This is a genomic window from Flavobacterium agricola (genome assembly GCF_025919725.1).
Lineage (GTDB): Bacteria > Bacteroidota > Bacteroidia > Flavobacteriales > Flavobacteriaceae > Flavobacterium > Flavobacterium agricola.
Genome location: NZ_CP081495.1, coordinates 2,439,286 through 2,464,725, shown reverse-complemented (window position 1 = coordinate 2,464,725; position 25,440 = coordinate 2,439,286). Strand labels below are relative to the sequence as shown.

General features: G+C 36.1%; 21 protein-coding genes, 3 tRNA genes and 3 rRNA genes. 10 read left to right on the top strand and 17 right to left on the bottom strand.

What is annotated here, in order from left to right:
* Window positions 1–185: 185 nt before the first annotated feature.
* From rrf to fbp, 8 genes are all read right to left on the bottom strand, one after another.
* Window positions 186–295, bottom strand: a 5S ribosomal RNA gene (gene rrf, locus K5I29_RS12170).
* 120 nt (window positions 296–415) lie between these two features.
* Window positions 416–3,298 (bottom strand): 23S ribosomal RNA (locus tag K5I29_RS12165).
* 126 nt (window positions 3,299–3,424) lie between these two features.
* A tRNA-Ala gene (locus K5I29_RS12160) sits at window positions 3,425–3,498 on the bottom strand.
* 87 nt (window positions 3,499–3,585) lie between these two features.
* Window positions 3,586–3,659, bottom strand: a tRNA-Ile gene (locus K5I29_RS12155).
* A 79-nt stretch (window positions 3,660–3,738) separates the two neighbouring features.
* A 16S ribosomal RNA gene (locus K5I29_RS12150) occupies window positions 3,739–5,254 on the bottom strand.
* Together the 16S, 23S and 5S rRNA genes with 2 tRNA genes alongside form the textbook arrangement of a ribosomal RNA operon.
* Window positions 5,255–5,736: 482 nt before the next feature.
* Complete coding sequence (locus K5I29_RS12145) at window positions 5,737–7,338, bottom strand: S41 family peptidase (protein ID WP_264433604.1); 1,602 nt, start codon at window positions 7,336–7,338, stop codon at window positions 5,737–5,739.
* A 5-nt stretch (window positions 7,339–7,343) separates the two neighbouring features.
* Complete coding sequence (locus K5I29_RS12140) at window positions 7,344–7,763, bottom strand: deoxycytidylate deaminase (protein ID WP_264433603.1); 420 nt, start codon at window positions 7,761–7,763, stop codon at window positions 7,344–7,346.
* 131 nt (window positions 7,764–7,894) lie between these two features.
* A complete protein-coding gene (gene fbp / locus K5I29_RS12135; protein ID WP_264433602.1) occupies window positions 7,895–8,902 on the bottom strand; it encodes a class 1 fructose-bisphosphatase in 1,008 nt (335 codons plus the stop codon).
* A 109-nt stretch (window positions 8,903–9,011) separates the two neighbouring features.
* On the opposite strand from fbp, the gene K5I29_RS12130 reads away from it, so the two are divergent.
* Genes K5I29_RS12130 through K5I29_RS12115 form a run of 4 tightly spaced genes read left to right on the top strand, consistent with a single transcriptional unit; the run spans window position 9,012 to window position 11,754 of the window.
* The gene (locus tag K5I29_RS12130) at window positions 9,012–9,482 is read left to right on the top strand and encodes a GNAT family N-acetyltransferase (RefSeq protein ID WP_264433600.1); all 471 of its coding nucleotides are present in this window, start codon (window positions 9,012–9,014) and stop codon (window positions 9,480–9,482) included.
* 34 nt (window positions 9,483–9,516) lie between these two features.
* A complete protein-coding gene (locus K5I29_RS12125; RefSeq protein ID WP_264433599.1) occupies window positions 9,517–10,770 on the top strand; it encodes an aspartate kinase in 1,254 nt (417 codons plus the stop codon).
* A gap of 48 nt (window positions 10,771–10,818) precedes the next feature.
* A complete protein-coding gene (locus K5I29_RS12120; protein WP_264433597.1) occupies window positions 10,819–11,574 on the top strand; it encodes an enoyl-CoA hydratase/isomerase family protein in 756 nt (251 codons plus the stop codon).
* Window positions 11,575–11,754 carry a hypothetical protein gene (locus K5I29_RS12115; RefSeq protein WP_264433596.1) on the top strand — a complete coding sequence of 60 codons (180 nt, stop codon included), beginning with the start codon at window positions 11,575–11,577 and terminating at the stop codon, window positions 11,752–11,754.
* A 19-nt stretch (window positions 11,755–11,773) separates the two neighbouring features.
* Here K5I29_RS12115 and K5I29_RS12110 read toward each other — a convergent pair whose 3' ends face one another.
* Window positions 11,774–12,397 carry a 2OG-Fe(II) oxygenase gene (locus K5I29_RS12110; RefSeq protein WP_264433595.1) on the bottom strand — a complete coding sequence of 208 codons (624 nt, stop codon included), beginning with the start codon at window positions 12,395–12,397 and terminating at the stop codon, window positions 11,774–11,776.
* Between the two features lie 101 nt (window positions 12,398–12,498).
* Between K5I29_RS12110 and K5I29_RS12105 the strand changes: the two genes are divergently transcribed.
* Window positions 12,499–12,951: a 6-pyruvoyl trahydropterin synthase family protein gene (locus K5I29_RS12105; protein WP_264433594.1), complete on the top strand. Its 453-nt coding sequence runs from the start codon at window positions 12,499–12,501 to the stop codon at window positions 12,949–12,951.
* A gap of 4 nt (window positions 12,952–12,955) precedes the next feature.
* Window positions 12,956–13,720, top strand: a complete 765-nt coding sequence (locus K5I29_RS12100; protein ID WP_264433593.1) for a UDP-2,3-diacylglucosamine diphosphatase — start codon at window positions 12,956–12,958, stop codon at window positions 13,718–13,720.
* 30 nt (window positions 13,721–13,750) lie between these two features.
* On the opposite strand, the gene K5I29_RS12095 is transcribed toward K5I29_RS12100, so the two are convergent.
* Both K5I29_RS12095 and K5I29_RS12090 read right to left on the bottom strand, forming a co-directional pair.
* Complete coding sequence (locus tag K5I29_RS12095) at window positions 13,751–15,067, bottom strand: HTTM domain-containing protein (RefSeq protein ID WP_264433592.1); 1,317 nt, start codon at window positions 15,065–15,067, stop codon at window positions 13,751–13,753.
* Window position 15,068: 1 nt separating this feature from the next.
* Entirely contained in the window at window positions 15,069–15,995 is a 927-nt protein-coding gene (locus K5I29_RS12090; RefSeq protein WP_264433591.1) for a bifunctional riboflavin kinase/FAD synthetase, read from the bottom strand.
* A gap of 156 nt (window positions 15,996–16,151) precedes the next feature.
* On the opposite strand from K5I29_RS12090, the gene K5I29_RS12085 reads away from it, so the two are divergent.
* Window positions 16,152–18,848, top strand: a complete 2,697-nt coding sequence (locus K5I29_RS12085) for a zinc-dependent metalloprotease (RefSeq protein WP_264433590.1) — start codon at window positions 16,152–16,154, stop codon at window positions 18,846–18,848.
* 34 nt (window positions 18,849–18,882) lie between these two features.
* Here the strand turns inward: K5I29_RS12085 and K5I29_RS12080 are convergent, their stop codons facing one another.
* The 4 genes from K5I29_RS12080 to K5I29_RS12065 all read right to left on the bottom strand — a co-directional run bounded on the left by K5I29_RS12080 (window position 18,883) and on the right by K5I29_RS12065 (window position 21,726).
* The gene (locus K5I29_RS12080; RefSeq protein WP_264433589.1) at window positions 18,883–19,416 is read right to left on the bottom strand and encodes a hypothetical protein; all 534 of its coding nucleotides are present in this window, start codon (window positions 19,414–19,416) and stop codon (window positions 18,883–18,885) included.
* Between the two features lie 8 nt (window positions 19,417–19,424).
* Complete coding sequence (gene pth / locus K5I29_RS12075; protein ID WP_264433587.1) at window positions 19,425–19,991, bottom strand: aminoacyl-tRNA hydrolase; 567 nt, start codon at window positions 19,989–19,991, stop codon at window positions 19,425–19,427.
* Window positions 19,992–20,149: 158 nt separating this feature from the next.
* Entirely contained in the window at window positions 20,150–20,758 is a 609-nt protein-coding gene (locus K5I29_RS12070) for a 50S ribosomal protein L25/general stress protein Ctc (protein ID WP_264433586.1), read from the bottom strand.
* A gap of 26 nt (window positions 20,759–20,784) precedes the next feature.
* Complete coding sequence (locus K5I29_RS12065; RefSeq protein WP_264433584.1) at window positions 20,785–21,726, bottom strand: ribose-phosphate pyrophosphokinase; 942 nt, start codon at window positions 21,724–21,726, stop codon at window positions 20,785–20,787.
* Between the two features lie 148 nt (window positions 21,727–21,874).
* Here K5I29_RS12065 and K5I29_RS12060 point away from each other — a divergent pair.
* The 3 genes from K5I29_RS12060 to K5I29_RS12050 all read left to right on the top strand — a co-directional run bounded on the left by K5I29_RS12060 (window position 21,875) and on the right by K5I29_RS12050 (window position 23,430).
* Window positions 21,875–21,954 (top strand) — tRNA-Leu (locus tag K5I29_RS12060).
* A 142-nt stretch (window positions 21,955–22,096) separates the two neighbouring features.
* Window positions 22,097–22,957 carry a cupin-like domain-containing protein gene (locus tag K5I29_RS12055; RefSeq protein ID WP_264433583.1) on the top strand — a complete coding sequence of 287 codons (861 nt, stop codon included), beginning with the start codon at window positions 22,097–22,099 and terminating at the stop codon, window positions 22,955–22,957.
* A 2-nt stretch (window positions 22,958–22,959) separates the two neighbouring features.
* Entirely contained in the window at window positions 22,960–23,430 is a 471-nt protein-coding gene (locus K5I29_RS12050) for a regulatory protein RecX (RefSeq protein ID WP_264433582.1), read from the top strand.
* Window positions 23,431–23,467: 37 nt separating this feature from the next.
* Here the strand turns inward: K5I29_RS12050 and K5I29_RS12045 are convergent, their stop codons facing one another.
* Entirely contained in the window at window positions 23,468–23,749 is a 282-nt protein-coding gene (locus K5I29_RS12045) for a F0F1 ATP synthase subunit epsilon (RefSeq protein WP_264433581.1), read from the bottom strand.
* A gap of 54 nt (window positions 23,750–23,803) precedes the next feature.
* Window positions 23,804–25,315 (bottom strand): F0F1 ATP synthase subunit beta, encoded by a 1,512-nt coding sequence (gene atpD / locus K5I29_RS12040; protein WP_264433580.1) that lies wholly within the window; start codon window positions 25,313–25,315, stop codon window positions 23,804–23,806.
* Between the last annotated feature and the right edge of the window lie 125 nt (window positions 25,316–25,440).

Sequence of the window (25,440 nt, the reverse complement as noted above, 5' to 3'; positions counted from 1 at the left end):
AGTATTTTAAAACGCTAAATAACTAAAAAATTGTATGTTAATATAAAAATAAGGTGAACAAACTTATTTAATCGATAAAATACATCTAAAACAAAGCGTAGCAAATATATAACATAAACTCAAAATATGTAAAAATATTATATAAAACAAAAAAGTCCGAACCATTTCTGATTCGGACTTATAAAAAAAGGCAGCGACATACTCTCCCACATAAATGCAGTACCATCTGCGCTAACGAGCTTAACTTCTCTGTTCGGGATGGGAAGAGGTGAGCCTCGTTGCAATAACCACCTTAAATCGGTTTGCTATATCTAGCAATATATGGTTGACCCTATTACAATAGTTGTTCTATACAAACTCTTCTACTTTTATTAGAAAGAAGTCCTCCTGCCTACTTAATTTCAGCAGGAGACAAATACATAAGCTTACGGGTTATTAGTACTACTCGACTATGACATTACTGCCTTTACATCTATAGCCTATCAACGTTGTCATCTACAACGACCCTTTAAAGAAATCTAATCTTGTGGTGGGTTTCGCGCTTATATGCTTTCAGCGCTTATCCCTGCCCAACGTAGCTACTCAGCGATGCACCTGGCGGCACAACTGATACACCAGAGGTTAGTCCAATTCGGTCCTCTCGTACTAGAATCAGATCCACGCAAATTTCTAACGCCCACAGTAGATAGAGACCGAACTGTCTCACGACGTTCTGAACCCAGCTCGCGTGCCACTTTAATGGGCGAACAGCCCAACCCTTGGGACCTTCTCCAGCCCCAGGATGTGACGAGCCGACATCGAGGTGCCAAACCCCCCCGTCGATATGAGCTCTTGGGGGAGATCAGCCTGTTATCCCCGGCGTACCTTTTATCCTTTGAGCGATGGCCCTTCCATGCGGAACCACCGGATCACTATGCTCTACTTTCGTACCTGATCGACCTGTATGTCTCTCAGTCAAGCTCCCTTATGCCATTGCACTCTACGCACGGTTACCAAGCGTACTGAGGGAACCTTTAGAAGCCTCCGTTACTCTTTTGGAGGCGACCACCCCAGTCAAACTACCCACCAAGCAATGTCCTCTGCAACGCAGAGTTAGACCTCAGATAAGCAAAGGGTGGTATTTCAACAATGACTCCACAACGCCTAGCGACGCCACTTCATAGTCTCCCACCTATCCTACACATCACTTATCCAAGAACAATACTAAGCTATAGTAAAGGTGCACAGGGTCTTTTCGTCCCACTGCGGGTAAACGGCATCTTCACCGTTACTACAATTTCACCGAGCTCATGGCTGAGACAGTGTCCAGATCGTTACACCATTCGTGCAGGTCGGAACTTACCCGACAAGGAATTTCGCTACCTTAGGACCGTTATAGTTACGGCCGCCGTTTACTGGGGCTTCAATTCAATGCTTCTTCTTGCGAATAACATCTCCTCTTAACCTTCCAGCACCGGGCAGGTGTCAGACCTTATACGTCATCTTACGATTTTGCAAAGCCTTGTGTTTTTGATAAACAGTCGCCTGGACCTTTTCACTGCGGCCAGCATTGCTGCTGGCGACCTTTCTCCCGAAGTTACAGGTCTATTTTGCCTAATTCCTTAGCCATGAATCTCTCGAGCGCCTGAGGATACTCTCCTCGACTACCTGTGTCGGTTTACGGTACGGGTTCTAATAATCTATGTTTAGAGGTTTTTCTTGGAAGCCCTTAGGCACACTATCACGCCATCCGAAGATTTTGTGTACTATCGTATTTCACCAAGACCTGCGCATTTTACTACAAGTCCTATAGTTACGTACTTTAACGAACTATTCCGTCAGTCCGCGGTGCTTTCATCACTCCGTCACCCCATCACAATTATTAGAAGTACGGGAATATTAACCCGTTGGCCATCGACGTCCCCCCTTCGGGTGTGCCTTAGGTCCCGACTAACCCTAAGCTGATTAGCATAGCTCAGGAAACCTTAGTCTTACGGCGGGAGGGTTTCTCGCCCTCCTTATCGTTACTTATGCCTACATTTGCTTTTCTAAACAGTCCAGCATACCTCACAGTACACCTTCAACCCAGTTTAGAATGCTCCCCTACCACTTGCGCTTAGCGCAAATCCATAGCTTCGGTAGTATACTTATGCCCGATTATTATCCATGCTCGTTCGCTCGACTAGTGAGCTGTTACGCACTCTTTAAATGAATGGCTGCTTCCAAGCCAACATCCTAGCTGTCTAAGCAAACAAACCGCGTTTTTTCAACTTAGTATACATTTGGGGACCTTAGCTGATGGTCTGGGTTCTTTCCCTCTCGGACATGGACCTTAGCACCCATGCCCTCACTGCTGTAAAACATTTATTAGCATTCGGAGTTTGTCAGGAATTGGTAGGCGGTGAAGCCCCCGCATCCAATCAGTAGCTCTACCTCTAATAAACTAAAACAGCGCTGCACCTAAATGCATTTCGGGGAGTACGAGCTATTTCCGAGTTTGATTGGCCTTTCACCCCTACCCACAGATCATCCCAAGACTTTTCAACGTCAACGGGTTCGGTCCTCCATTTAGTGTTACCTAAACTTCAACCTGTCCATGGGTAGATCACACGGTTTCGCGTCTACCACTACTGACTAAAGCGCCCTATTAAGACTCGCTTTCGCTACGGATCCACACCTAAAGTGCTTATCCTTGCCAGCAACGGTAACTCGTAGGCTCATTATGCAAAAGGCACGCCGTCACCCCATAAAAGGGCTCCGACCGCTTGTAAGCGTATGGTTTCAGGATCTATTTCACTCCGTTATTCACGGTTCTTTTCACCTTTCCCTCACGGTACTGGTTCACTATCGGTCTCTCAGGAGTATTTAGCCTTACCGGATGGTCCCGGCAAATTCAATCAGGGTTTCACGTGCCCCGACCTACTCAGGATACCACTATCTATTACATCGCTTACTTATACGAGACTATCACCCTCTTCGGTTAACCTTTCCAGGTTATTCTAATTCGCTTTGCATAAAATATCGTGGTCCTACAACCCCAATATTGCCGTAACAATATTGGTTTGGGCTGTTCCGCGTTCGCTCGCCACTACTTACGGAATCACTCTTGTTTTCTTCTCCTCCGCCTACTTAGATGTTTCAGTTCAGCGGGTTTGCTCATCTTTCGATGTGACTAGTCTTCAACTAGACAGGTTGCCCCATTCGGATATCTACGGATCTATTCGTGTGTGCCAATCCCCGTAGCTTTTCGCAGCTTATCACGTCCTTCATCGCCTCTGAGAGCCTAGGCATCCCCCATACGCCCTTAATTTGCTTATGTATGAGTTTTCTACACAGAACTTGCGTTCTACTGTAAAAAAATTATTTTTTTTTCTTTCTACTTTTTGTTTGTATTTTCTATTGCAATATGTCAATGAACGGTTATTTAGATATTTATCTAAAATCGTGGAGAATATCGGAGTCGAACCGATGGCCTCCTGCGTGCAAGGCAGGCGCTCTAGCCAGCTGAGCTAATCCCCCATTCTTCTATGTGAATGTTGAATCCTTGTTGATAGTATCTCAACACCCAACCCTAGAATTTCCTTTTTTTATCTATAAACAAAATAGTAGTCCCGCCCAGACTCGAACTGGGGACCCCTACATTATCAGTGTAGTACTCTAACCAGCTGAGCTACGAGACTCTGTATTTTACTTATAAATTTTTGAACTAACAGCGAGAGTAATTTCAATATAAAGTTGAACCTATCAATACTTCTCTAGAAAGGAGGTGTTCCAGCCGCACCTTCCGGTACGGCTACCTTGTTACGACTTAGCCCCAGTCACTAGTTTTACCCTAGGCAGCTCCTTGCGGTCACCGACTTCAGGTACCCCCAGCTTCCATGGCTTGACGGGCGGTGTGTACAAGGCCCGGGAACGTATTCACCGGATCATGGCTGATATCCGATTACTAGCGATTCCAGCTTCACGGAGTCGAGTTGCAGACTCCGATCCGAACTGTGACCGGTTTTGTAGATTCGCTCCTACTCGCGTAGTGGCTGCTCACTGTACCGGCCATTGTAGCACGTGTGTGGCCCAGGACGTAAGGGCCGTGATGATTTGACGTCATCCCCACCTTCCTCGCAGTTTACACTGGCAGTCTCGTTAGAGTTCCCGACATCACTCGATGGCAACTAACGACAGGGGTTGCGCTCGTTATAGGACTTAACCTGACACCTCACGGCACGAGCTGACGACAACCATGCAGCACCTTGTAAATTGTCCGAAGAAATATCTGTTTCCAAATACGTCAATCTACATTTAAGCCCTGGTAAGGTTCCTCGCGTATCATCGAATTAAACCACATGCTCCACCGCTTGTGCGGGCCCCCGTCAATTCCTTTGAGTTTCAAACTTGCGTTCGTACTCCCCAGGTGGGATACTTATCACTTTCGCTTAGTCACTCAGTCCGAAAACCGAACAACTAGTATCCATCGTTTACGGCGTGGACTACCAGGGTATCTAATCCTGTTCGCTACCCACGCTTTCGTCCATCAGCGTCAATACTTTGTTAGTAACCTGCCTTCGCAATTGGTATTCCATGTAATATCTATGCATTTCACCGCTACACTACATATTCTAGTTACTTCACAAAAATTCAAGCCCAGCAGTTTCAATGGCAATTTTACAGTTAAGCTGCAAACTTTCACCACTGACTTACTAGGCCGCCTACGGACCCTTTAAACCCAATGATTCCGGATAACGCTCGAATCCTCCGTATTACCGCGGCTGCTGGCACGGAGTTAGCCGATCCTTATTCGTATAGTACCGTCAAGACCCCTCGCAAGGGATGGTTTCTTCCTATACAAAAGCAGTTTACAATCCATAGGACCTTATTCCTGCACGCGGCATGGCTGGTTCAGAGTTGCCTCCATTGACCAATATTCCTCACTGCTGCCTCCCGTAGGAGTCTGGTCCGTGTCTCAGTACCAGTGTGGGGGATCTCCCTCTCAGGACCCCTACCCATCATCGTCTTGGTAAGCCGTTACCTTACCAACTAACTAATGGGACGCATGCCCATCTTATACCGTAATCTTTAGTCTTATATTGATGCCAATCTAAAACACCATAAGGCGTTAATCCAAATTTCTCTGGGCTATTCCTTAGTATAAGGTAGGTTGCATACGCGTTACGCACCCGTGCGCCGGTCTCAAAGCAGCAAGCTGCTTCTACCCCTCGACTTGCATGTGTTAGGCCTGCCGCTAGCGTTCATCCTGAGCCAGGATCAAACTCTTCATCGTATATTTTTATTATTGTACGATTGCTAGGTCTTTGTTCTTTAATACGAGATTACTCTCTTATTTTTTTGCTGTCAATTCAATATATCAATGAACGTAATCGTTACTTCTTTTTTAGCGCAACCCGTGTTTTTCACAGTTGCGAGTGCAAAAGTAAAACTTATTTTTAATCTTACAAAACTTTTTTAGAAAAATATTTTTTCCCTTCTTTTTTAACCGGTTTTAGCCGATTTAAAAAGAGTTTTAAAGATTACAATAGGTTTATGAACTTTTTACAAAACTAAGCGTTATTACTTCTGTTTTGCTAGGCAAAGATAGTGTGCTTTATTGCTGTTTTGCAAATAAATTATTGAACTAAATTAGTGTTGAATTTTTAAAAAGCTGAAAAAAAGAATACTTAGCTATGTTACTTTAAGTTTAATTTAACATTAATTAAAAAAGACAACCCAAATAAGTTATCTTTTTCATCTATTAAACTCACTATTTTAATTGTTTTTGTTGACGTTTTTAGCTTGAATAAGCTGAACGAGCTGAACAACCTCATCATCCAAAGGAGAAATGTATTGGTAAAAATAGGCTTCACCTTTAATTTGGCTAATTATTTCGGCAGTAATATATGCCTTGATAATGGATTTATATTTTTCAGGATTAAAATTTAAAGGATATTTTTTTAGATACCCCACAACCTTATTGTAATAATAATCGGTATTTTCTAACTGATTTACCAAATCGTCGTAAGAATCAAGGCTCATTTCGGCACGTTTATCATCAATCAACTGAAAAATATAATTCGAGATAAATGCCGATTGCATAACCATTTTTAATTCGGCTTGTACAAAATCATCAGATAAAGGAATAAAAACATCTGGAATGATTCCGCCGTTGGCTTGCAAAATAGCTTTTCCGTTTAAAGATTTAAACGAAGTAGAATCAATCACCTTAATACTATCGTAAACATACAATTCTTTTGAAACCATGCGTTGGTGAAAATCTCCTAAATAATCGGTATCATCTAAAACATACGGTTTTTGAATAGAACGCCCTGACGGCGTGTGATATTTAGAAACACTTAAACGCACCGCAGAACCATCGCCCAAACTTAGTTCTTGCTGAACCAATCCTTTTCCGTACGTACGGCGTCCAACAATTTGCCCACGGTCATTATCTTGAATTGCGCCCGCAAAAATTTCGCTGGCAGATGCCGTATTTTCATCAACCAATATATATAGGTTATTTTTTGCAAACGGCGTATTTTTAGAAGAAAGTACCACCTGCTCTTCTTCCGACTTGCTTATTAAACGAACAATTACCTGATTTTCAGGTAAAAATTTATCAATAATTTTTTCGGCAACTTCAACATATCCCCCTGTATTATTACGAAGATCAATTATTATATTTTCGGGATTTTGTTTCTGAATTTCTTTAACCTTGGCATCAAACTCCAAATGCGTATTGGCAGCAAAGCGATTAATTTTTACGTAAGCTGTATTTTTATTCAGCATAAAAGCCGCATCCACACTTTTTACTGGAACATTTTTACGCTTAAATCGACAATCGAAAATTTTATTGGTTGATTTTCTGAAAACACGAAGCTTGATATTAGAATCTAACGGACCGCGCAACATAGCAAGTAAGCTATCGTTCGGAAGTTTTTCACCGTAAATCTTTTTCTCATCTGCCAACAAAATACGATCGCCCGATTTAATTCCGGCTTTTTCAGACGGTCCACCAGCAATGGTGTTAATTACAGCCAGCGTATCGTTTAACATATAATAGGTTATTCCTATTCCAACAAATTCACCATTCATATTGGTTGCTAAGCGTTCTTTCTCGGCAGGAGAAATATAAAATGAGTGCGGATCTAATTTGCTTAAAATATCGTTCACCGCAATATCTACAATAGAATCGGTATTTACATCGTCTACAAATTCATTATCTATCAAATCGATTAATCGATTTAATTTGTGACGATTTGCATTTTTAGAAGGTAAATAGGTTGTGTTAGAAAAAATATACGCACCTAAAACCACACCAATGCAAATAGAAACTGCTATAAGAATAGGAATGTATATTTTAGAAATTTTCATTTACGTTATTCTAAATTAGAAATTTGTTCTACCTCAACCCCGGCGCGTTGTAAAAAAGCAACGCCCGCATCATCTTTGTACGATTCTATAAAAACCACGCGCTTAATACCCGATTGATGAATTAATTTACTACAATCTTTACATGGTGACATGGTTATATATAAGGTTGCGTTTTCGCAAGTTTGGGTAGAACGTGCAACTTTTAATATCGCATTGGCTTCGGCATGTAGCACGTACCATTTGGTTGCGCCGTTTTCGTCTTCACAACAATTTTCAAACCCAGATGGCGTGCCATTATATCCGTCAGAAATAATCATACGGTCTTTTACAATAATAGCTCCAACTTGTTTGCGCGTACAATAAGATAGCTTACCCCACTCGCGTGCAATTTTTAAATAAGCGTGATCGTATTTATTTTGTTTCATGCAATTACAATAGTAAAGTTTAAATATTTGTGGCTCACAAATTACGAAATAATCTTGAACAGCTCTTTAAATGCAAGCAGAAGTTTTAGGGCAACAAAAAAGCGCGTTTTAATATAAAACGCGCTTTTTTGTTATTTGTGCTTGTTCATAAATTCATGAGCTTTGTCTACCATATCACTACTTCCGCAGAAAAACGGAATACGTTGGTGTAATTCGGTTGGTACAGCTTCCATAATTCTATTAAATCCGTCTGTTGCTTTACCACCGGCTTGTTCCATAATAAATGCCATTGGATTACATTCGTACAACAAGCGTAATTTACCTTTTGGTGCTTTAGAACTTGTTGGATATAAATAAATACCGCCTTTAATTAAGTTTCTATGAAAATCGGCTACTAACGAACCTACGTAACGTGCTGTGTACGGACGATCACCTTCTTCTTCCTGGCAATATTTTAAATAATCTTTTACGCCTTGTGGAAAATGAATATAATTTCCTTCGTTAATAGAATACATTTTACCTGATTTAGGAATTTGCATATCGGCATGAGAAAGGTAAAAAGTTCCAATTGCAGGATTTAAAGTAAATCCGTTTACCCCGTTACCGGTAGTATAAACCAACATGGTTGAAGTTCCGTAAATTACATATCCGGCTGCAACTTGGTTATCGCCTGGTTGTAAAAAATCTTCTAATGTTACTGGTGTACCAATTGGTGTAATACGACGGTAAACCGAGAAAATAGTTCCTACCGGAATGTTTACATCAATATTTGACGATCCATCTAGCGGATCCATCATTACCACATATTTATTATTATCTGCTCCGTCACTACCATGAACAGCAATAAAATCATCATTTTCTTCGGATGCAATACCACAAACAATTTCGCGGTTTGTTAAAGTTGAAATAAAAACTTCATTGGCATAAACATCAAGCTTTTGCTGATCTTCTCCCTGAATGTTTTGGTTACCAGCTGCTCCTGTAATATCAACCAAGCCCGCCTTGTTAACTTTATGACTTACTACTTTTGCTGCCAAACGAATAGCATTAATAATACGAGAAAGCTCACCAGATGATAATTTAAAATCCGATTGCTTCTCAATAATATATTCGCCTAAGGTTTTATTACGCTGTTCCATTATTGTTTTTATTTAAGTTGTGTTGTAATTTATAGGCAAATATCGCTATTTTTGCAAAAACTTCTAACCTTTTTAGGTTTTATTATTTTTAAATAAAACACAGCATTTCATGATTATACGTAAAGGAGAAAAAAAAGATATGGCTCGCGTTTTAGAGCTGATAAAAGAACTGGCTGAGTTTGAAAAAGAACCCGATGCTGTTGAAGTAACAGTTGCTGATTTAGAACGAGATGGTTTTGGTACGCATCCTTTATTTGAAACCTTTGTTGCAGAAATTAATGGAACAATAGAAGGAATTGCATTGTATTACAACCGCTATTCTACCTGGAAAGGTAAAACCATACATTTAGAAGACCTTATTGTTACACAAAAAATGCGTGGCTCCGGAATAGGACAAGCTTTGTACGCACGCGTAATGCAACAAGCAAAACAAGATAATGTAAAACGTGTAGAATGGGTGGTTTTAGATTGGAATAAACCTGCCGTAGCATTTTACCAAAAATCGGGCGCAACAGTTTTTAACGATTGGCGCATTGTACAAATGAACGAAGAACAATTATTGGCTTACGAATGTCGTTAAAGCCGCAACATTTAATATTAATTAATAAATAAAAATGAGAATTTTTAAATTTGGTGGAGCATCAGTAAAAGATGCAGCAGGAGTAAAAAACGTTTATGACGTATTACAAAAAGTGGGGTTTGAAGATGTAATGTTGGTAGTATCAGCAATGGGCAAAACTACCAACGGACTGGAGCTTGTAGTCAAACGTTACTTCGAGAAGTCACCAGATTTATCTCATGCAATACGGGAGGTTAAAGAATACCACCACAAAATTATGTTAGATTTGTTTGAAACCGAAGAAAACATGGTTTTTAATGCGGTAAACAAACACTTCTCGGATATTGACACCATTTTAAATATTAATAAATCACCTAACTATGATTTTGTGTATGACGAAATTGTTTCGATGGGTGAAATAATATCTACAACCATTTTAAGCCATTATTTTAGCTTTCGTGGTATGGAAAACAATTGGGTAGATGTGCGTAATTTAATTAAAACCGACACAACTTACCGTGATGCCATTGTAGATTGGAAACAAACCGAAAAATTAATTGCATCAACAATAAACCAAAACGTTTTAAACATTACGCAAGGTTTTATTGGTTCTGATCCAAACTTTTTTACCACAACGTTAGGTCGTGAAGGTTCAGATTACACCGCAGCCATTTTTGCTTATTGTTTAAATGCAGAAAGCGTTACCATTTGGAAAGATGTACCTGGGGTTTTAAACGCCGATCCGCGTTATTTTAACGAAACAACATTATTAAATCAAATTTCATATCGCGAAGCTATTGAATTAGCTTTTTACGGCGCATCGGTAATTCACCCAAAAACATTACAACCTTTACAAAATAAAGAAATTCCGTTGTATGTAAAATCATTCATCAACCCATTATTACCAGGAACCAAAGTAAGCAAAGGGCAAGATTTAGAACCGGCAATTTCATGTTTCATTGTAAAAAAAGATCAGAAATTAATTTCATTCGCTTCGCGTGATTTTTCTTTTATTATGGAAGAAAACATTTCTGAAATTTTTAATCATTTATCACGTTTTAAAATTAAAGTTAGTTTGATTCAGAACACAGCTATTTCATTCGAAATTTGTGTGGAAGATAAATTTGATAAAGTAGATGAATTGTATGAAATTTTAAACGAAAAATTCAACGTAGTAATCACCAATCATGTTGATTTATATACCATTCGTCATTTTAACCAAGCAGCGATTGATCAGGTTGCAGCAGATAAAAACATACTGGTAAAACAAGTTAGTAAAGAAACGGTTCAGCTTGTAGCGCAATCGTAACGCAACAAAATATTTATTTAAAAAGAATTAGCAAAACCAACACAAAACATGACATCGTACATTAAAATAAAATTTTTTAACCATGTGGTTCGAATTAAATTTTTTGACGAGAAAAAAAATTCGTTTACCAGTGAACAACTCGAAAATTTAAAAAACACCATTACCGATTTAGAAAACAATCCGGAAATAACGGTTATTATTTTAGAAAGCGAAGGCAATTCGGTTTTTTGTTCGGGCGCATCTTTTGACGAGCTTTTGGCTGTTTCTAATGCCGAACAAGGCAAAAGTTTTTTTTCGGGTTTTGCTAACGTAATATTAGCCATGAAAAATAGTTCTAAACTAATTATTGGTAATGTTAAAGGTAAAGCTATTGGCGGCGGTGTTGGTTTAATTGCAGCTTGTGATTATGTTTTGGCAACAAACAATGCCAGCCTAAAATTATCTGAACTTGCTATTGGCATTGGTCCGTTTGTTATTGAGCCAGCCGTAAGTAAAAAAATTGGTAAAACCGCAATGGCAGAACTTGCCTTAAACCCAACCGAATGGAAAACGGCCGAATGGGCTTTACAAAAAGGTTTGTATTCTGAAGTTTTTAACCATGCAACCGATTTAGAAAATTACCTATCAAGTTACGCACAAGCATTAAGTTTATATAACCCAGAAGCTTTGTTAGAAATGAAAAAGATTTTGTGGGAAAATACAACCGATTGGGAAACCTTGCTTGCACAACGTGCAGCAATTTCAGGAAAATTGGTTTTATCAGAATTTACAAAAAATGCGTTACAAAAATTTAAAAACAAATAAATGAAACAGCTTGTTATTATTTTACAAACTCAAGTTCCGAACATTGAAGAAAAAATAAAAGATGCACCAAATAACGATTATACCATTGGCGTGCTTATTGGTTCATTTTTACCTTTGGTGTTTCTATGCATCTTAGCTTACGGTATTTACTATTACAATAAAAATAAAAAAACGGACTAAATAGTCCGTTTTTATTTTATCATCTGGTTCTAAGCCAGCCGGTAATGCTTTTTCTGGGCCGATGCACAAATTTAACTTCGTGCTCTAATTCACGGCTGTTAAAAATAACCATTCTTCCGCCTAATGGATGCACAACAACAGCTTCTTCGGTTTCTGGTTTAGGTAAATAAATAACCAATTCACCTCCATCTGCTGTTTGCCAATCATCATCATTTAAATAAAAAATAACCGAAAGCATTCGCCTGCTATCCTTCTGAAAAACATCTAAATGTCTTTTATAAAATGTGTTATTGGGATATAATGCGTAATGAAATTCGCCATCTACCAAACCCAAAAAACACGTGCGATTTAAATAAGCAATAAAGTTATTTACTTTGTTAAAGTAAATCTGTTCGACAGCATCTAAATGTTGTTCATCAAGCCACAAAATAAAATCACCGCGAATCCCTGTTACTATAATGGCATCATCTTTATTGCCAATGGCCGATTTTTTAAAAATATCTGCCTCGTATTTTTGCATTAAATTGTTGCGTAATAAGTTTACCTCTTCACCAGAAAAAAAACCATCAGCAATTGCAAATTTGTTTTCAATTAAATTGTTAATAATTGATTCATAGTATTTTATTAGTGCATCTTCTGCCATAATCAAGTTAATTTTGATAAAACAAATATAATTTTTAATGCTTTTTATTGGCTTTTTTTAAAGGTTTTATTTAGTAAATTTGCAAAAAATTTTTTATCAAGATGAGCAACATCAGAATCACAAAACAATTTACTTTTGAAACCGGGCATGCCTTATACGGATATGACGGAAAATGTAAAAACGTACACGGGCACAGCTATAAACTATCGGTTACCGTAATTGGACAACCAATTACAGATACAAACAATGTGAAGTACGGCATGGTAATTGATTTTGGAGATTTAAAAAAGATTGTGAAGGAAGAAGTTGTTGATCAATTTGATCATGCAACGGTATTTAATAAAAATACGCCGCATATTGAATTGGCCGACGAATTACAAAAACGCGGACATCATGTTATTTTGGTAGATTATCAACCAACAAGTGAAAATATGGTGGTAGATTTTGCCAGCCGTATTTCTAACCGATTACCTCACAACATAAAATTACATTCGCTGCGTTTGCAAGAAACAGAATCGTCTTTTGCAGAATGGTTTGCAGCAGACAATTTATAGAACTATGCAATTACAACCCGGAAAAAAAATATATTTTGCGTCCGATCAGCACTTTGGGGCACCTACGCCAGAAGCAAGCTTTCCGCGCGAACAAAAATTTGTGAAATGGCTTGACGAAATTAAAGCTGATGCACAAGTTTTGTTTTTGCTGGGCGATTTATTTGATTTTTGGTTTGAATACAAAACCGTTGTTCCAAAAGGTTTTGTACGTGTTTTAGGCAAATTAGCCGAATTAAAAGATACTGGAATAGAAATTCACTTTTTTGTGGGCAACCACGATTTATGGATGAACGATTATTTTGAAAAAGAATTAGGTATTCCGGTTTATCACACCGCACAAATATTTAAGTTTAATAACAAAAGTTTTTTTATTGCCCATGGCGATGGTTTAGGCCCAGGCGATAAAGGTTACAAACGCATGAAAAAGGTTTTTACCAATCCGTTTTCTAAATGGTTATTTGGTTGGTTGCATCCAGATTTAGGCGTAAAGTTAGCACAAAACTTATCGGTTAAAAATAAGCTTATATCGGGTAAAGATGATGTGGTTTATTTAGGAGAAGATAAGGAATGGTTAATTATTTATGCCAAGAAAAAACTAGAAGAACAATTTCATGATTATTTTGTTTTTGGACACCGCCATTTACCAATGGTGTTAGAAATAGGCGAAAATAAAAACGCAAAATATGTAAACTTAGGCGATTGGATTTCGTACTTTACTTACGTAGTATTTGACGGCGAAACGTTAGAATTAAAAACATACGATAAATAAAAAAAGGTAGCTTAAATAAGCAACCTTTTTTTATTTAAAATATTCGGGTTGAGGAAATATAAAGGAAGATGGACCAAAATAATTCCATTTTTCCTGAGCTAAATCAACTTTATCATTTATAAGCTGAACGGGCGCGCGTCCGTTTATAGAAACGTAGCTATGCGCATAAACAGCAACATCAATACCTTGTTGGGCAAATTCCTTTTTAATACGTTGTGCCATTTGCCAAATCATATCGGGGTGCGAACTAAAAACACCGTGCTGTTTTTGGGTTAATTTCTCGTACAAATCGTAAGCTATTCGTTCGTTCGTATTTTTATCAATAACCGAATAATAGGTTGAACCGCTACGCGAACGTAACATCATGCGCCAACTTAAACGGTGCCCTTCTTCTGTAAATAAAACATCGCCCGGAATAAACCAATGTCGAATAGGCAACACCAATTGTAAGATAAAAAACGGCAAAAATAAAAACAGTAACAATTTTTTGTCTTTGTACAGATAATTGTTTGTTTCTGTTATTTGGGGTTTAGATTTAAAAAATAGTTTGCGAATGGTTTCTGGCGGATAAAAGAAAACAGCAAAACTTAACGCGAAATACGGAAATATACCAATTTGTAAAACAATTGAATTGAATATATGAAACACCAAAGATGCAATTACCGCCCAAGTTCGGGTGCGCTTATATAACAAAGCTGGTACAATTAAGCCATCAAAAACAATCCCGGCATAAGCAATAAACATGTAAAACCATTTTTGGGCAAATAAATTATTTACTGATTCAAACGGAGTTCGATTGGCTAATAAGTTTTTTGTAAAAGTTCCGTCTAACCAATCCGGATAAAATTTTGCAATGGTTGCGTAAAAATAAACAATTGCAATTTGAAGAATAAAAATCCAGCTGCACCATTTGGGCATGGTAAGTTGCTGTTTTACATAACCTAACTTTACATCTAAAGCTTTGTAACGATTAGCTGGTAAAAAAACAAGTACAAAACTAATTAACAACAACAAGTAATAATGATTGTTGTACGATGTTTTTTGCATCAAATAAACACCGGCCCAAAGTAAAGTTAAAGCAATAATTGAAAAACGATAGCGGTAACCTAAGGCAACGCAAACCGAAAAAACACCCATTACCACAAAATAGCCGTACATGCCATAACCGGGCAAGGGCTGCAACCAGTCAAAACCAATATGTGAAAAGGTAAATTGCGGCGTGATAAAATTATCTTTAACCCAGCCGGTTAAAATAGCTCCAAAAGATTCGCAAGCAAATAAAACTCCAAAAAATATTCTAAAAATAATTAAGGGCGCATTATCTATGGCTTGGAATAACTTATTCATATTATAATTTAAAATAAGCAATAGCTGCTTGTTTGTCGGCTTCAAGTTGATTTTTTAAGGCATCAATCGATTCAAATTTTACAACATCACGTAATCTTTTTAGAAAAGAAACCTTAATGTTTTGGTTGTAAATATTAGCATCAAAATTTAAAAGATGCACTTCGATTGTTTGTTCGGCACCGTTAACGGTAGGATTATTACCAATATTTAACATGCCGTAATATTGATTTTGCAGCACCTGAACTTGCACTAAATAAACGCCGTTTTGTGGAATTAATTTGTAGTTTACCTCGGGCTTAATATTGGCAGTAGGAAAACCAATGGTACGGCCTAATTGTTTGCCCATTACAACTTTACCCGATAAGAAATACGGATAACCCAAAAAGCTATTCGCTTTTTCTATAGCTCCGCTAGTAAGCGCTTCTCGTACTTTGGTAGAACTTACCGCTACGGTATTTATTTGCTGTGCAGAAATTTGTTCTACCTCAAAATTGTATTTTTTACCAAAAGCAACTAAATCATCAAAATTACAAGCACCGCCTTTACCAAAACGATGGTCGTAACCTACAATAATTTTTTGTACTTTAAAAATATCAACTAAAACTTGTTTGGCAAATTCTTCGCCAGAAAGTTGAGAAAAAACGGTATCAAACGCATGAATTACTAAATTATCAATCCCTAAATTGGCTAAAAGTTCTGTTTTTTCTTCAATTGCATTAATTAATTTAATAGAATCGTCTTGTTTTAAAACCATTCTTGGATGCGGAAAAAACGTTAAAACCAAGCTTTCACAATTCTGCGCTTTAGCTTCGGCAACTAATTGTTTAAGAATGGATTGATGGCCTAAATGCACGCCATCAAAAGTTCCTAAAGTAACAATTGTTTTTTTGGCCGAATGAAAAGCTTGAATAGAAGAGAAAATGTTCAAAATAACTTAGATTATATTGCGTTTAATATTCTGGGGTAAATATATTAAAAAAGTAAAGATTATCGTGTTTTTTAATCCCGTTCAAATTTAAAATTCTAAAAACAGATAAAAAAATATCATACCTTTGATTATCGTTATATTAACAAAATTTTGTAAATGAGAAAGTTTATTTTTTATTTCCTGATTGGTTTGCTGTTCAGCGTTTCAACCGCGTTTGGACAAACTAATCCATGGAAAAGCGTTCGAGCTAGAAAAATGCCACAACAAAACGAGCTGTTATCTAGACCCAACATGCCGAATCAGTTTCAGATTCTAAATTTAGATGCAGCAGATTTAAAAAAGGCAACCGATTTGGCTACGCCAACAAATTTACAAGCAAAACGTTCGGGCGGGGTTTTGGTTAGTATGCCAACACCAGACGGCGATTTTATAACTTTTGAAATTTTTGAACAGCAAGATTTAGCACCTGAATTGGCTAAAAAGTTTCCGAATTTAAAATCGTACACCGGATATAGCCCGTATGATAAAGCAACCGAAATTAATTTTACGGTTAATGCTTTAGGTTTTAACGGTATAATTACGTCACCAAACTTTCCGTCAATATATATTGATAGCTATAGCAAAGATTTAAATCAGTATCTTATTTATTATCGTACCGAATTGGGAGCTGTAAAAAACTTTCAGTGTTTAGATGAAACGGTAGTAAATGAAGCAGAAATAAAAAAGTTTGGAAAACAACCTGTTAAAAAAATTAGCGACGGAGTTTTACGAGATTATAGATTAGCAATTGCAACAACTGCAGAATATTCTACTTTTCATATTGAAAGAGCCGGTGCGCAAAACAAAACCGATTTAGAAAAAAAAGAAGTTGTACTTTCGGCAATTCAAACTTCTATAAATCGTGTAAATGCAGTTTACAAAAGAGATTTGGCGATACATTTTACTTTAGTAGCAAATAACGATGCTATTATATCTTTAGCACCTAATTTTTTAAACAACAACAACGCAAATATTTTAATAAGCCAATCTCAAATTTTTATTGATAACGAAATTGGTTTTAATAACTACGATATTGGTCACACATTTTCTACGGGTGCAGGTGGTTTAGCACAATTAAACGTTCCTTGCTCTCCTTATAAAGCAATGGGAGTAACAGGGTCATCTCAGCCAGTAAATGATCCATATGATATTGATTATGTTTCTCACGAAATTGGGCATCAATTTGGAGCAACACATACGTTTAACAACGCTTGTGGAGATAACCAAAGAGAAACAACAACAGCATTTGAGCCAGGATCAGGTTCTACCATTATGGCATATGCCGGAATTTGTGCACCAAATGTAGCTGCTAATAGTGACGATTTTTTTCATTATGCGAGCATTGTACAGATGTTAAATTATGTAGAAAATTTTGGAACTTGTTCCTTAAATACCACGTTAACGAATAGCGTACCACAAATTGGAGATTTACCAAACTATGTAATTCCAAAAGGAACGCCATTTAAATTAACGGCTAACGCAACAGATGCAGATAGCGATGTTTTAACCTATGTTTGGGATCAGTTAGATAACGAAATTGTTCCGCAGCCAAGCTTACCTACAACTACAAGTGGCCCTGCATTTAAAAGCATTAAACCAACAACTACTAACACCCGTTATTTTCCGAATTATCAGGCTGTATTACAAGGTGATTTAGCACCAAGCTGGGAAATTTTACCAACCGTACCAAGAATGTTGAATTTTGGTTTAACCGTTCGTGATAATAACCCTGAAGGTGGTTTAATTGCTCAGAAAGAAATGGCTATTCAAGTTGCTGATGTTGGCCCTTTTGTTGTAACAAGCATTCAAGGAGAAACTACATCGTGGGCAACGGGTTCTACACAAACGCTTACTTGGGATGTTGCTGGAACCGATAGCAACGGAATTAACGCAACAACCGTAAACATTTTACTTTCTACCGACGGTGGTTTAAGCTATGAAATGTTGAAAGAAAACACACCAAATGACGGTGTTGAAGAACTGGAAATTCCGGATGTTTTAACCAAAGATGCAAGAATTATGGTTGAAGCAAATAATAATATTTTTTATGCCCTTTCAAATACATTTAGCATTGGGTACCGAGTAATTGTAGAAGATTTTTGTAACGATTACGTATTGGCTTACAACGGTTCTGAAATTGTTGATGCTAATCGTATGTATAACTTTATATTTAATGTAAACGAATCGGAAGATTTTGATATCAGAGATATGAAGTTGCAAACCAATATTACTGCTACACGAACTGCCGATGTAAATGTTTATTTTGAAAACGCAAACGAAGTTCAAGATTATCCAAGAATCGTTTTTAGAAACTTAGCTTGTAGAGATAATGCCAACTTAATTACTACATTTCAGAACAGCGGCACGCCAATTAATTGTAATTTATTAGGTGCAAACTCTGTTTTAAAACCAGTTGAAAACTTTACGGCTGTTGGAAATTTAAAAGCAAACGGCGCATGGACGGTTAGCGTTTCTAAAAACACAACAAATTCAACTGTAAAAGTTAATCGTTTAGTACTTACATTATGTGGGCAAAAACGTACGTATTTAGAATTGGATGAAAATTTAAAAACAGAACCATTTGCTATATATCCGAATCCAAGCAACGGAATATTTAATTTTTATGTTGATACAACCAACGATATAAAAGTGACTATTTTTGATATGACTGGAAAACTAATTTTAAACAAAACCTACAATTCTACCACAGCCAATGTACATGATGTTAACTTGGCTATGTTAGCCAAAGGCGTTTATATTTTTAAAGTTGATGATGGTAAAACCAAACGATCTAAAAAAATAGTTATAAACTAAACAAAAAAGCTTGTAGAAATTCTACAAGCTTTTTTTATTTTATTTGTGCTTCTAAGTAAGAAATACTGAAAGGAATATCTACATCTTCAATATCAATTTTTATTTCTAAAGCATTACCAACATTGTTTACATATAATTTTCCTTTGTTTATAGGAAACAATCCGGTTTCGCCTTTACAAAAACAATGACGTTCATAAAACATAACTAAATTAGATAATTCTAAATCTTCAACCACAAATTCGGTTACGTTATTTCTAACTTCAAAAACAATACGTTCGGTTAAATCGCCGTCTTGAAAATTATTTTCATTGTTTCGTTTATATTCATACATGATAACGGTTTTTTCACTATCAAAAACCATATCATAAAAAGATTGTCCTAAACCATCTGATTGAATTTGCAATGAAGAATTTTTAAAAACCATCAATTCACAAGTTCCATCTGACGGGCAATCCGATTTAATTTTTGTTTTGTAATCTAATCCTTCTTTTGTATCTAAAAATGTTTTAACCGTATCACATGATGTAGCAAACAATAAGATACAAAATACACCAAATATTTTTTTCATTGCTAGTTCTATTTGCCGTTAAACGCATTCATTGTATTGGCTAATCCTGCCAAAGCAAAAGATTTAATAACTTCTAAAGATACATCCAATCGTTCTTTTAACGCAGCATGTTCTTCATCCGTCCAATGCCCTAAAACATAATCTACTTGTTGTCCTTTTTTAAACTGATCGCTGATTCCGAATCTAAATCTAGGATATTCAGAGCTATTTAACAACAATTGAATATTTTTTAAACCATTATGGCCACCATCGCTTCCTTTTGGTTTTATGCGAATGCTGCCAAAAGGCAAATTTAAATCATCGGTAATTATTAAAACATTTTCTTTCGGGATATTTTCTTTCTCCATCCAGTAAAGCACAGCTTTACCGCTTAAGTTCATGTAAGTATTGGGTTTTAAAAGCAATAAAGATCTGCCTTTTATTTTAAATTCTGTTATTTGCCCGAGCTTAACGTTTTCAAATTCAAGACCTTCTTTATGTGCTAAGTAATTTAATATTTTAAAACCAATATTATGTCTGGTATTTACATATTCGGGACCGATATTACCAAGTCCGACAATTAAAAACTTTTTCATTGTATGTGGGAAGCCAATAAATACAGCTATTTATTAATTTATGAGTAAAAGTACAATAATTTAACGAAAACAAACCAAATAATAACATAAGGTTAAGCCAAAAAAAAACACCGATTTGCATCGGTGTTTTCTTAGTTTGTATAATAGGGTGGAAAAAATTATTTTTTCTTTCCTTTTGCTGCTGTTTTTTCTGCTTTTGCAGCTTCTTGAGCAGCTTTTAAAGCAGCACGAGAAATTCTTACTTGAGCAACTACAGTGTTGTCTGCATGTAATAATTTAAAGTTAGGAGTTTCTAAGCTAGTAATGTATAATTTATTACCCATTTCTAAGTTAGTAACGTTTGCCTCAACAAAGTCCGGTAAATTAGCTGGTAAAGCTCTAACTTTTAATTTACGTTGGTTTAAACGTAAAACACCACCTGCTAATACACCTTTAGCTGAACCAACAACTTTAACTGGTACATCCATAGTAATTTCTTTATCAGCATGTAACTGGTAGAAATCGATGTGTAAAATTCTGTCAGAAACTGGATCAAACTGAATGTCTTGTAAAATAGCTTCGTATTTTGCTCCAGCTAATTCAATTACAACAGTGTGTACGTTTGGAGTGTAAACTAAGTTTTTAAATGACTTTGCTTCTGCAGCAAAATGTACTGGTTGATCTCCTCCGTATAACACGCAAGGTACCATTCCAGCATTACGTAAGGCTTTAGTAGCTACTTTACCCACGCTTTCTCTTTCAGATCCTTTGATCGTAATTGATTTCATTTGTGAAATATTTAAAATTAATAAAATTACATGATAAATTTACCAGAAATAGAATTGTTATTTTGAACCATGTGCATAACATCTGCAAATAATTGCGCACATGAAATAACTCTAATTTTTGACGAATTCTTTTTTAATGGAATAGAATCTGTTACAATTAATTCTAAAATTTTAGAATTCTCGATTCTTTCATACGCATCACCCGATAAAATTGCATGAGTGCAAATTGCTCTAACACTTAATGCTCCTCTTTCAATCATCATATCGGCAGCTTTAGCTAATGTTCCTCCGGTGTCAATCATATCATCAACTAATACCACGTTTTTACCGGTAACATCACCAATCAATTCCATTTTTTCAATCACATTTGCTTTTTTACGTTGTTTATAACAAATAACTACGTCTGATTGCAAATATTTTGAATATGCGTAAGCACGTTTTGAACCTCCCATATCTGGCGAAGCAATAGTTAAATTATCTAAAGCTAAGCTTTGTAAATACGGCAAGAAAATGGTTGAAGCAAACAAATGGTCAACTGGTTTTTCAAAAAAACCTTGAATCTGATCAGCATGTAAATCCATGGTCATAATTCGTGTTGCCCCTGCTGTTTCTAATAACTTTGCAACCAATTTAGCTCCTATTGGTACACGAGGTTTATCTTTTCTATCTTGTCTTGCCCAACCAAAATAAGGTATTACAGCTGTAATATGACGTGCCGAAGCGCGTTTTGCTGCATCAATCATCAATAATAATTCCATTAAATTATCTGATGAAGGAAAGGTAGAACAAACTAAAAAAACTCGTATTCCGCGAATAGACTCTTCAAAAGATGGTTGAAATTCACCATCACTATAGGTATTCATTGACACCTGCCCTAGCTTCACTCCGTAAGAATCAGCGATGCGTTGTGCCAAATCTAAACTTTGTGAACATGCAAATATCTTCGCATCTGGCTCATTATACGACATTTATATTCGGTTTAATAGTTAGTTTATGTTGTGTTGTTGTGTATTAGTTTGCAAATTTAGGAATTATATTTAAATTATTTGTGTTTTTTTGTTTTATTTAATTGCTCAAATAAAAAAAAAGCATAAATTTGCAAAACAAAATTAACAAGCCTAAGTGGCGGAATTGGTAGACGCGCACGACTCAAACTCGTGTTCTTCGGAGTGTGGGTTCGATTCCCACCTTAGGTACAAACCTTTAACTTTTATTAGTTAAAGGTTTTTTTTATTAATTTTGCATTTTGCTTACATGCTGTTAACACAAATTTAAACGCATGTAATAATCTGCAACAAAATGCAGTTACTATTTATTACAGAAACATAAACTACAAAAATGAAGCTGAAGCAAATAGATAGAGTAAAAACAATTTCTAAAAAAGATTTTGTTGAAAAATATGTAAAAAAACAAATTCCTGTTGTTATTGAGGAATTAACACACGATTGGCCAGCTTACAAAAAATGGCATCTTCATTACATAAAAGAAATTGCTGGCGATAAAATTGTACCTTTATATGACGACAGACCGGTTCGTGCCGAAGATGGTTTTAATCAGGCGCATGCCGAAATGAAGATGGGCGATTATATTGATTTGCTAGAAAAAGAACCTACCAATTACAGAATATTTTTGTACAATATCATGAAAGAAGTACCTCAATTAAAATCAGATTTTAAATGGCCTGATATTGGGTTGCGCTTAGTAAAACAATTACCGATGTTATTTTTTGGTGGGTCAAACTCCAAAGTTTTTATGCATTTTGACATTGATTATTCAAATATTTTACATTTTAACTTTAACGGAGAAAAACAATGCATGCTTTTTGCTCCAGATCAAACAAAATACTTATATAAAATTCCACATTCGTTAATTTCTCGAGAAGATATTGATTTTGACAATCCGGATTACAACAAGTTTCCTGCCTTAAAAAAAGCAGAAGGATATATTTGCAACCTGAAGCACGGCGAAATGCTATACATGCCCGAAGGTTATTGGCATTACATGAAATATTTAACGCCAAGCATTTCGATGAGTTTACGTGCATTTCCACGCAAAATTAACAACCTAGTAAATGCAGCTTACAACGTATTTATTATGCGCCATTACGACAACTACATGCGTAAGAAAAAAGGACAACAATGGATTGACTGGAAAAACGAACAAGCTATTGAAAAAACACATAAAAACTTAAATTTATAATTTTGAAGAGCCTACCCGTAAACGAGGTATTAAATAAATTAGAATATTATTGTAGTTACCAAGACAGATGCTACAAAGAAGTAGAATATAAGCTTTTTGAATACCATTTAACGCCAGAAGAAAAGCAAAACATATTGATTGCTTTAATTGAAAACAAATATCTTAACGAAGAACGTTTTGCGATATCATTTACCCGTGGCAAGCATTTTTACAAAAACTGGGGAAGAAACAAAATAAAGCAAGAATTAAAATTTAGAGATATATCGGCCAGAAATATAGAAACTGCGTTAAAAGAAATTAACGAAGCTTACGAAACACGATTTTTGGCTTATGCTGAAAAAAAATGGGAAAGCATAAATGAAAAAGATATACTAAAAAAGAAAAATAAATTTATCTCACAGCTTAGTTACAAAGGTTATGAATCACATTTAATTTTTGATTTTTTAAACGATATAGAAAACAAAAAAGCCTAGCAAAAATGCTAGGCTTTTTTTATATAAACTTGAAAGTTTAGTCTGCTAAAATGATAATTTTATTATCATTCAATTCTAATGTACCAGAGTTAATAGGTAACCAAAACGTAGATGAATCAATTTTGTTGAATTTATCAGCAAAACCAGCCTCAAAAGCAAGGTTAGAACCTACTAATTTTACATTACCTTTTGTTAATAACGACACGATTGGTGCGTGATTATTTAACATCTGAAACTCGCCATTTACACCAGGCACAGCAACAGAGGTAACTTCCCCTTTAAATAAAGTAGCTTCTGGCGAAACAATTTCTACAATCATAATAATAAAGTTTGTAGTTAAAACTACTTGATAAACAAGTAATATAACAAGTTATTAAGCTTCAGCTAACATTTTTTGACCTGCTTTTACAACGTCTTCAATAGTACCTTGTAAGTTAAAAGCAGCTTCTGGCAAATGGTCTAATTCACCATCCATAATCATGTTAAACCCTTTAATTGTATCTTTAATATCAACTAATACTCCAGGAATACCAGTAAATTGTTCAGCTACATGGAAAGGTTGTGATAAGAAACGTTGAACACGACGTGCACGAGATACAGCCAATTTATCTTCATCAGATAATTCTTCCATACCTAAAATTGCAATAATATCTTGTAATTCTTTGTAACGTTGTAAAATTTCTTTAACGCGTTGTGCACAGTTATAGTGCTCATCACCTAAAATTTCTGGAGTTAAGATACGAGAAGTAGAATCTAATGGATCTACCGCTGGATAAATACCTAACTCAGCAATTTTACGAGATAATACTGTTGTAGCATCTAAGTGCGCGAAAGTTGTAGCTGGAGCCGGGTCAGTTAAGTCGTCCGCAGGTACATAAACCGCTTGTACAGATGTAATAGAACCGTTTTTAGTAGATGTAATACGCTCTTGCATTGCACCCATTTCTGTAGCTAAAGTTGGTTGGTATCCTACCGCAGATGGCATACGCCCTAATAAAGCAGAAACCTCAGAACCAGCTTGTGTAAAGCGGAAAATATTATCAACGAAGAATAACACGTCTTTACCTTGTCCTTCACCAGCACCATCACGGAAATATTCAGCAATAGTTAAACCTGATAAAGCAACACGTGCACGAGCTCCTGGTGGTTCGTTCATCTGTCCGAATACGAAAGTTGCTTTAGAATCTCTCATTCCTGGTTTGTCAACTTTTGATAAGTCCCATCCGCCTTCTTCCATAGAATGCATGAAATCATCTCCGTATTTAATAATTCCAGATTCTAACATTTCGCGTAATAAATCGTTCCCTTCACGAGTACGTTCACCAACACCAGCAAAAACAGATAAACCTCCGTGTCCTTTTGCAATGTTATTAATTAATTCCTGAATTAATACGGTTTTACCAACACCTGCACCACCAAACAATCCAATTTTACCACCTTTTGCGTATGGTTCAATTAAATCGATTACTTTGATACCTGTATATAAAACTTCTGATGAAGTTGATAAGTCTTCAAATTTTGGTGCTTCTCTGTGAATAGGCAATCCGTTTTCACCTTCTTTCGGTAAATTACCTAAACCATCAATAGCGTCTCCAATTACATTGAATAAACGACCATAAATATCTTTACCAATTGGCATTTGAATTGGAGTACCTAAAGAAACAACTTCTTGACCTCTAGACAATCCGTCTGTTGAGTCCATTGAAATTGTACGTACGGTATTTTCTCCTACGTGAGATTGAACCTCTAAAACTAATTTGGAACCATCTGCTTTTACGATTTCTAATGAATCATAAATTTTTGGAAGTTCGGCTTCTTGATTGTTGAAAATCACGTCAACAACTGGACCGATAATTTGAGCAACTTTACCTGTAATTTTCGACATTACTTATGTATTTATTAAACAGCTATTTACGTTTCGTATTAAAACATTGTTTTCGAAGTGCAAATTTAAGCTTTTTTTTTCTAATCTTAGAATATATTTATTGTTTTTTTAAATTGGTTGTAACA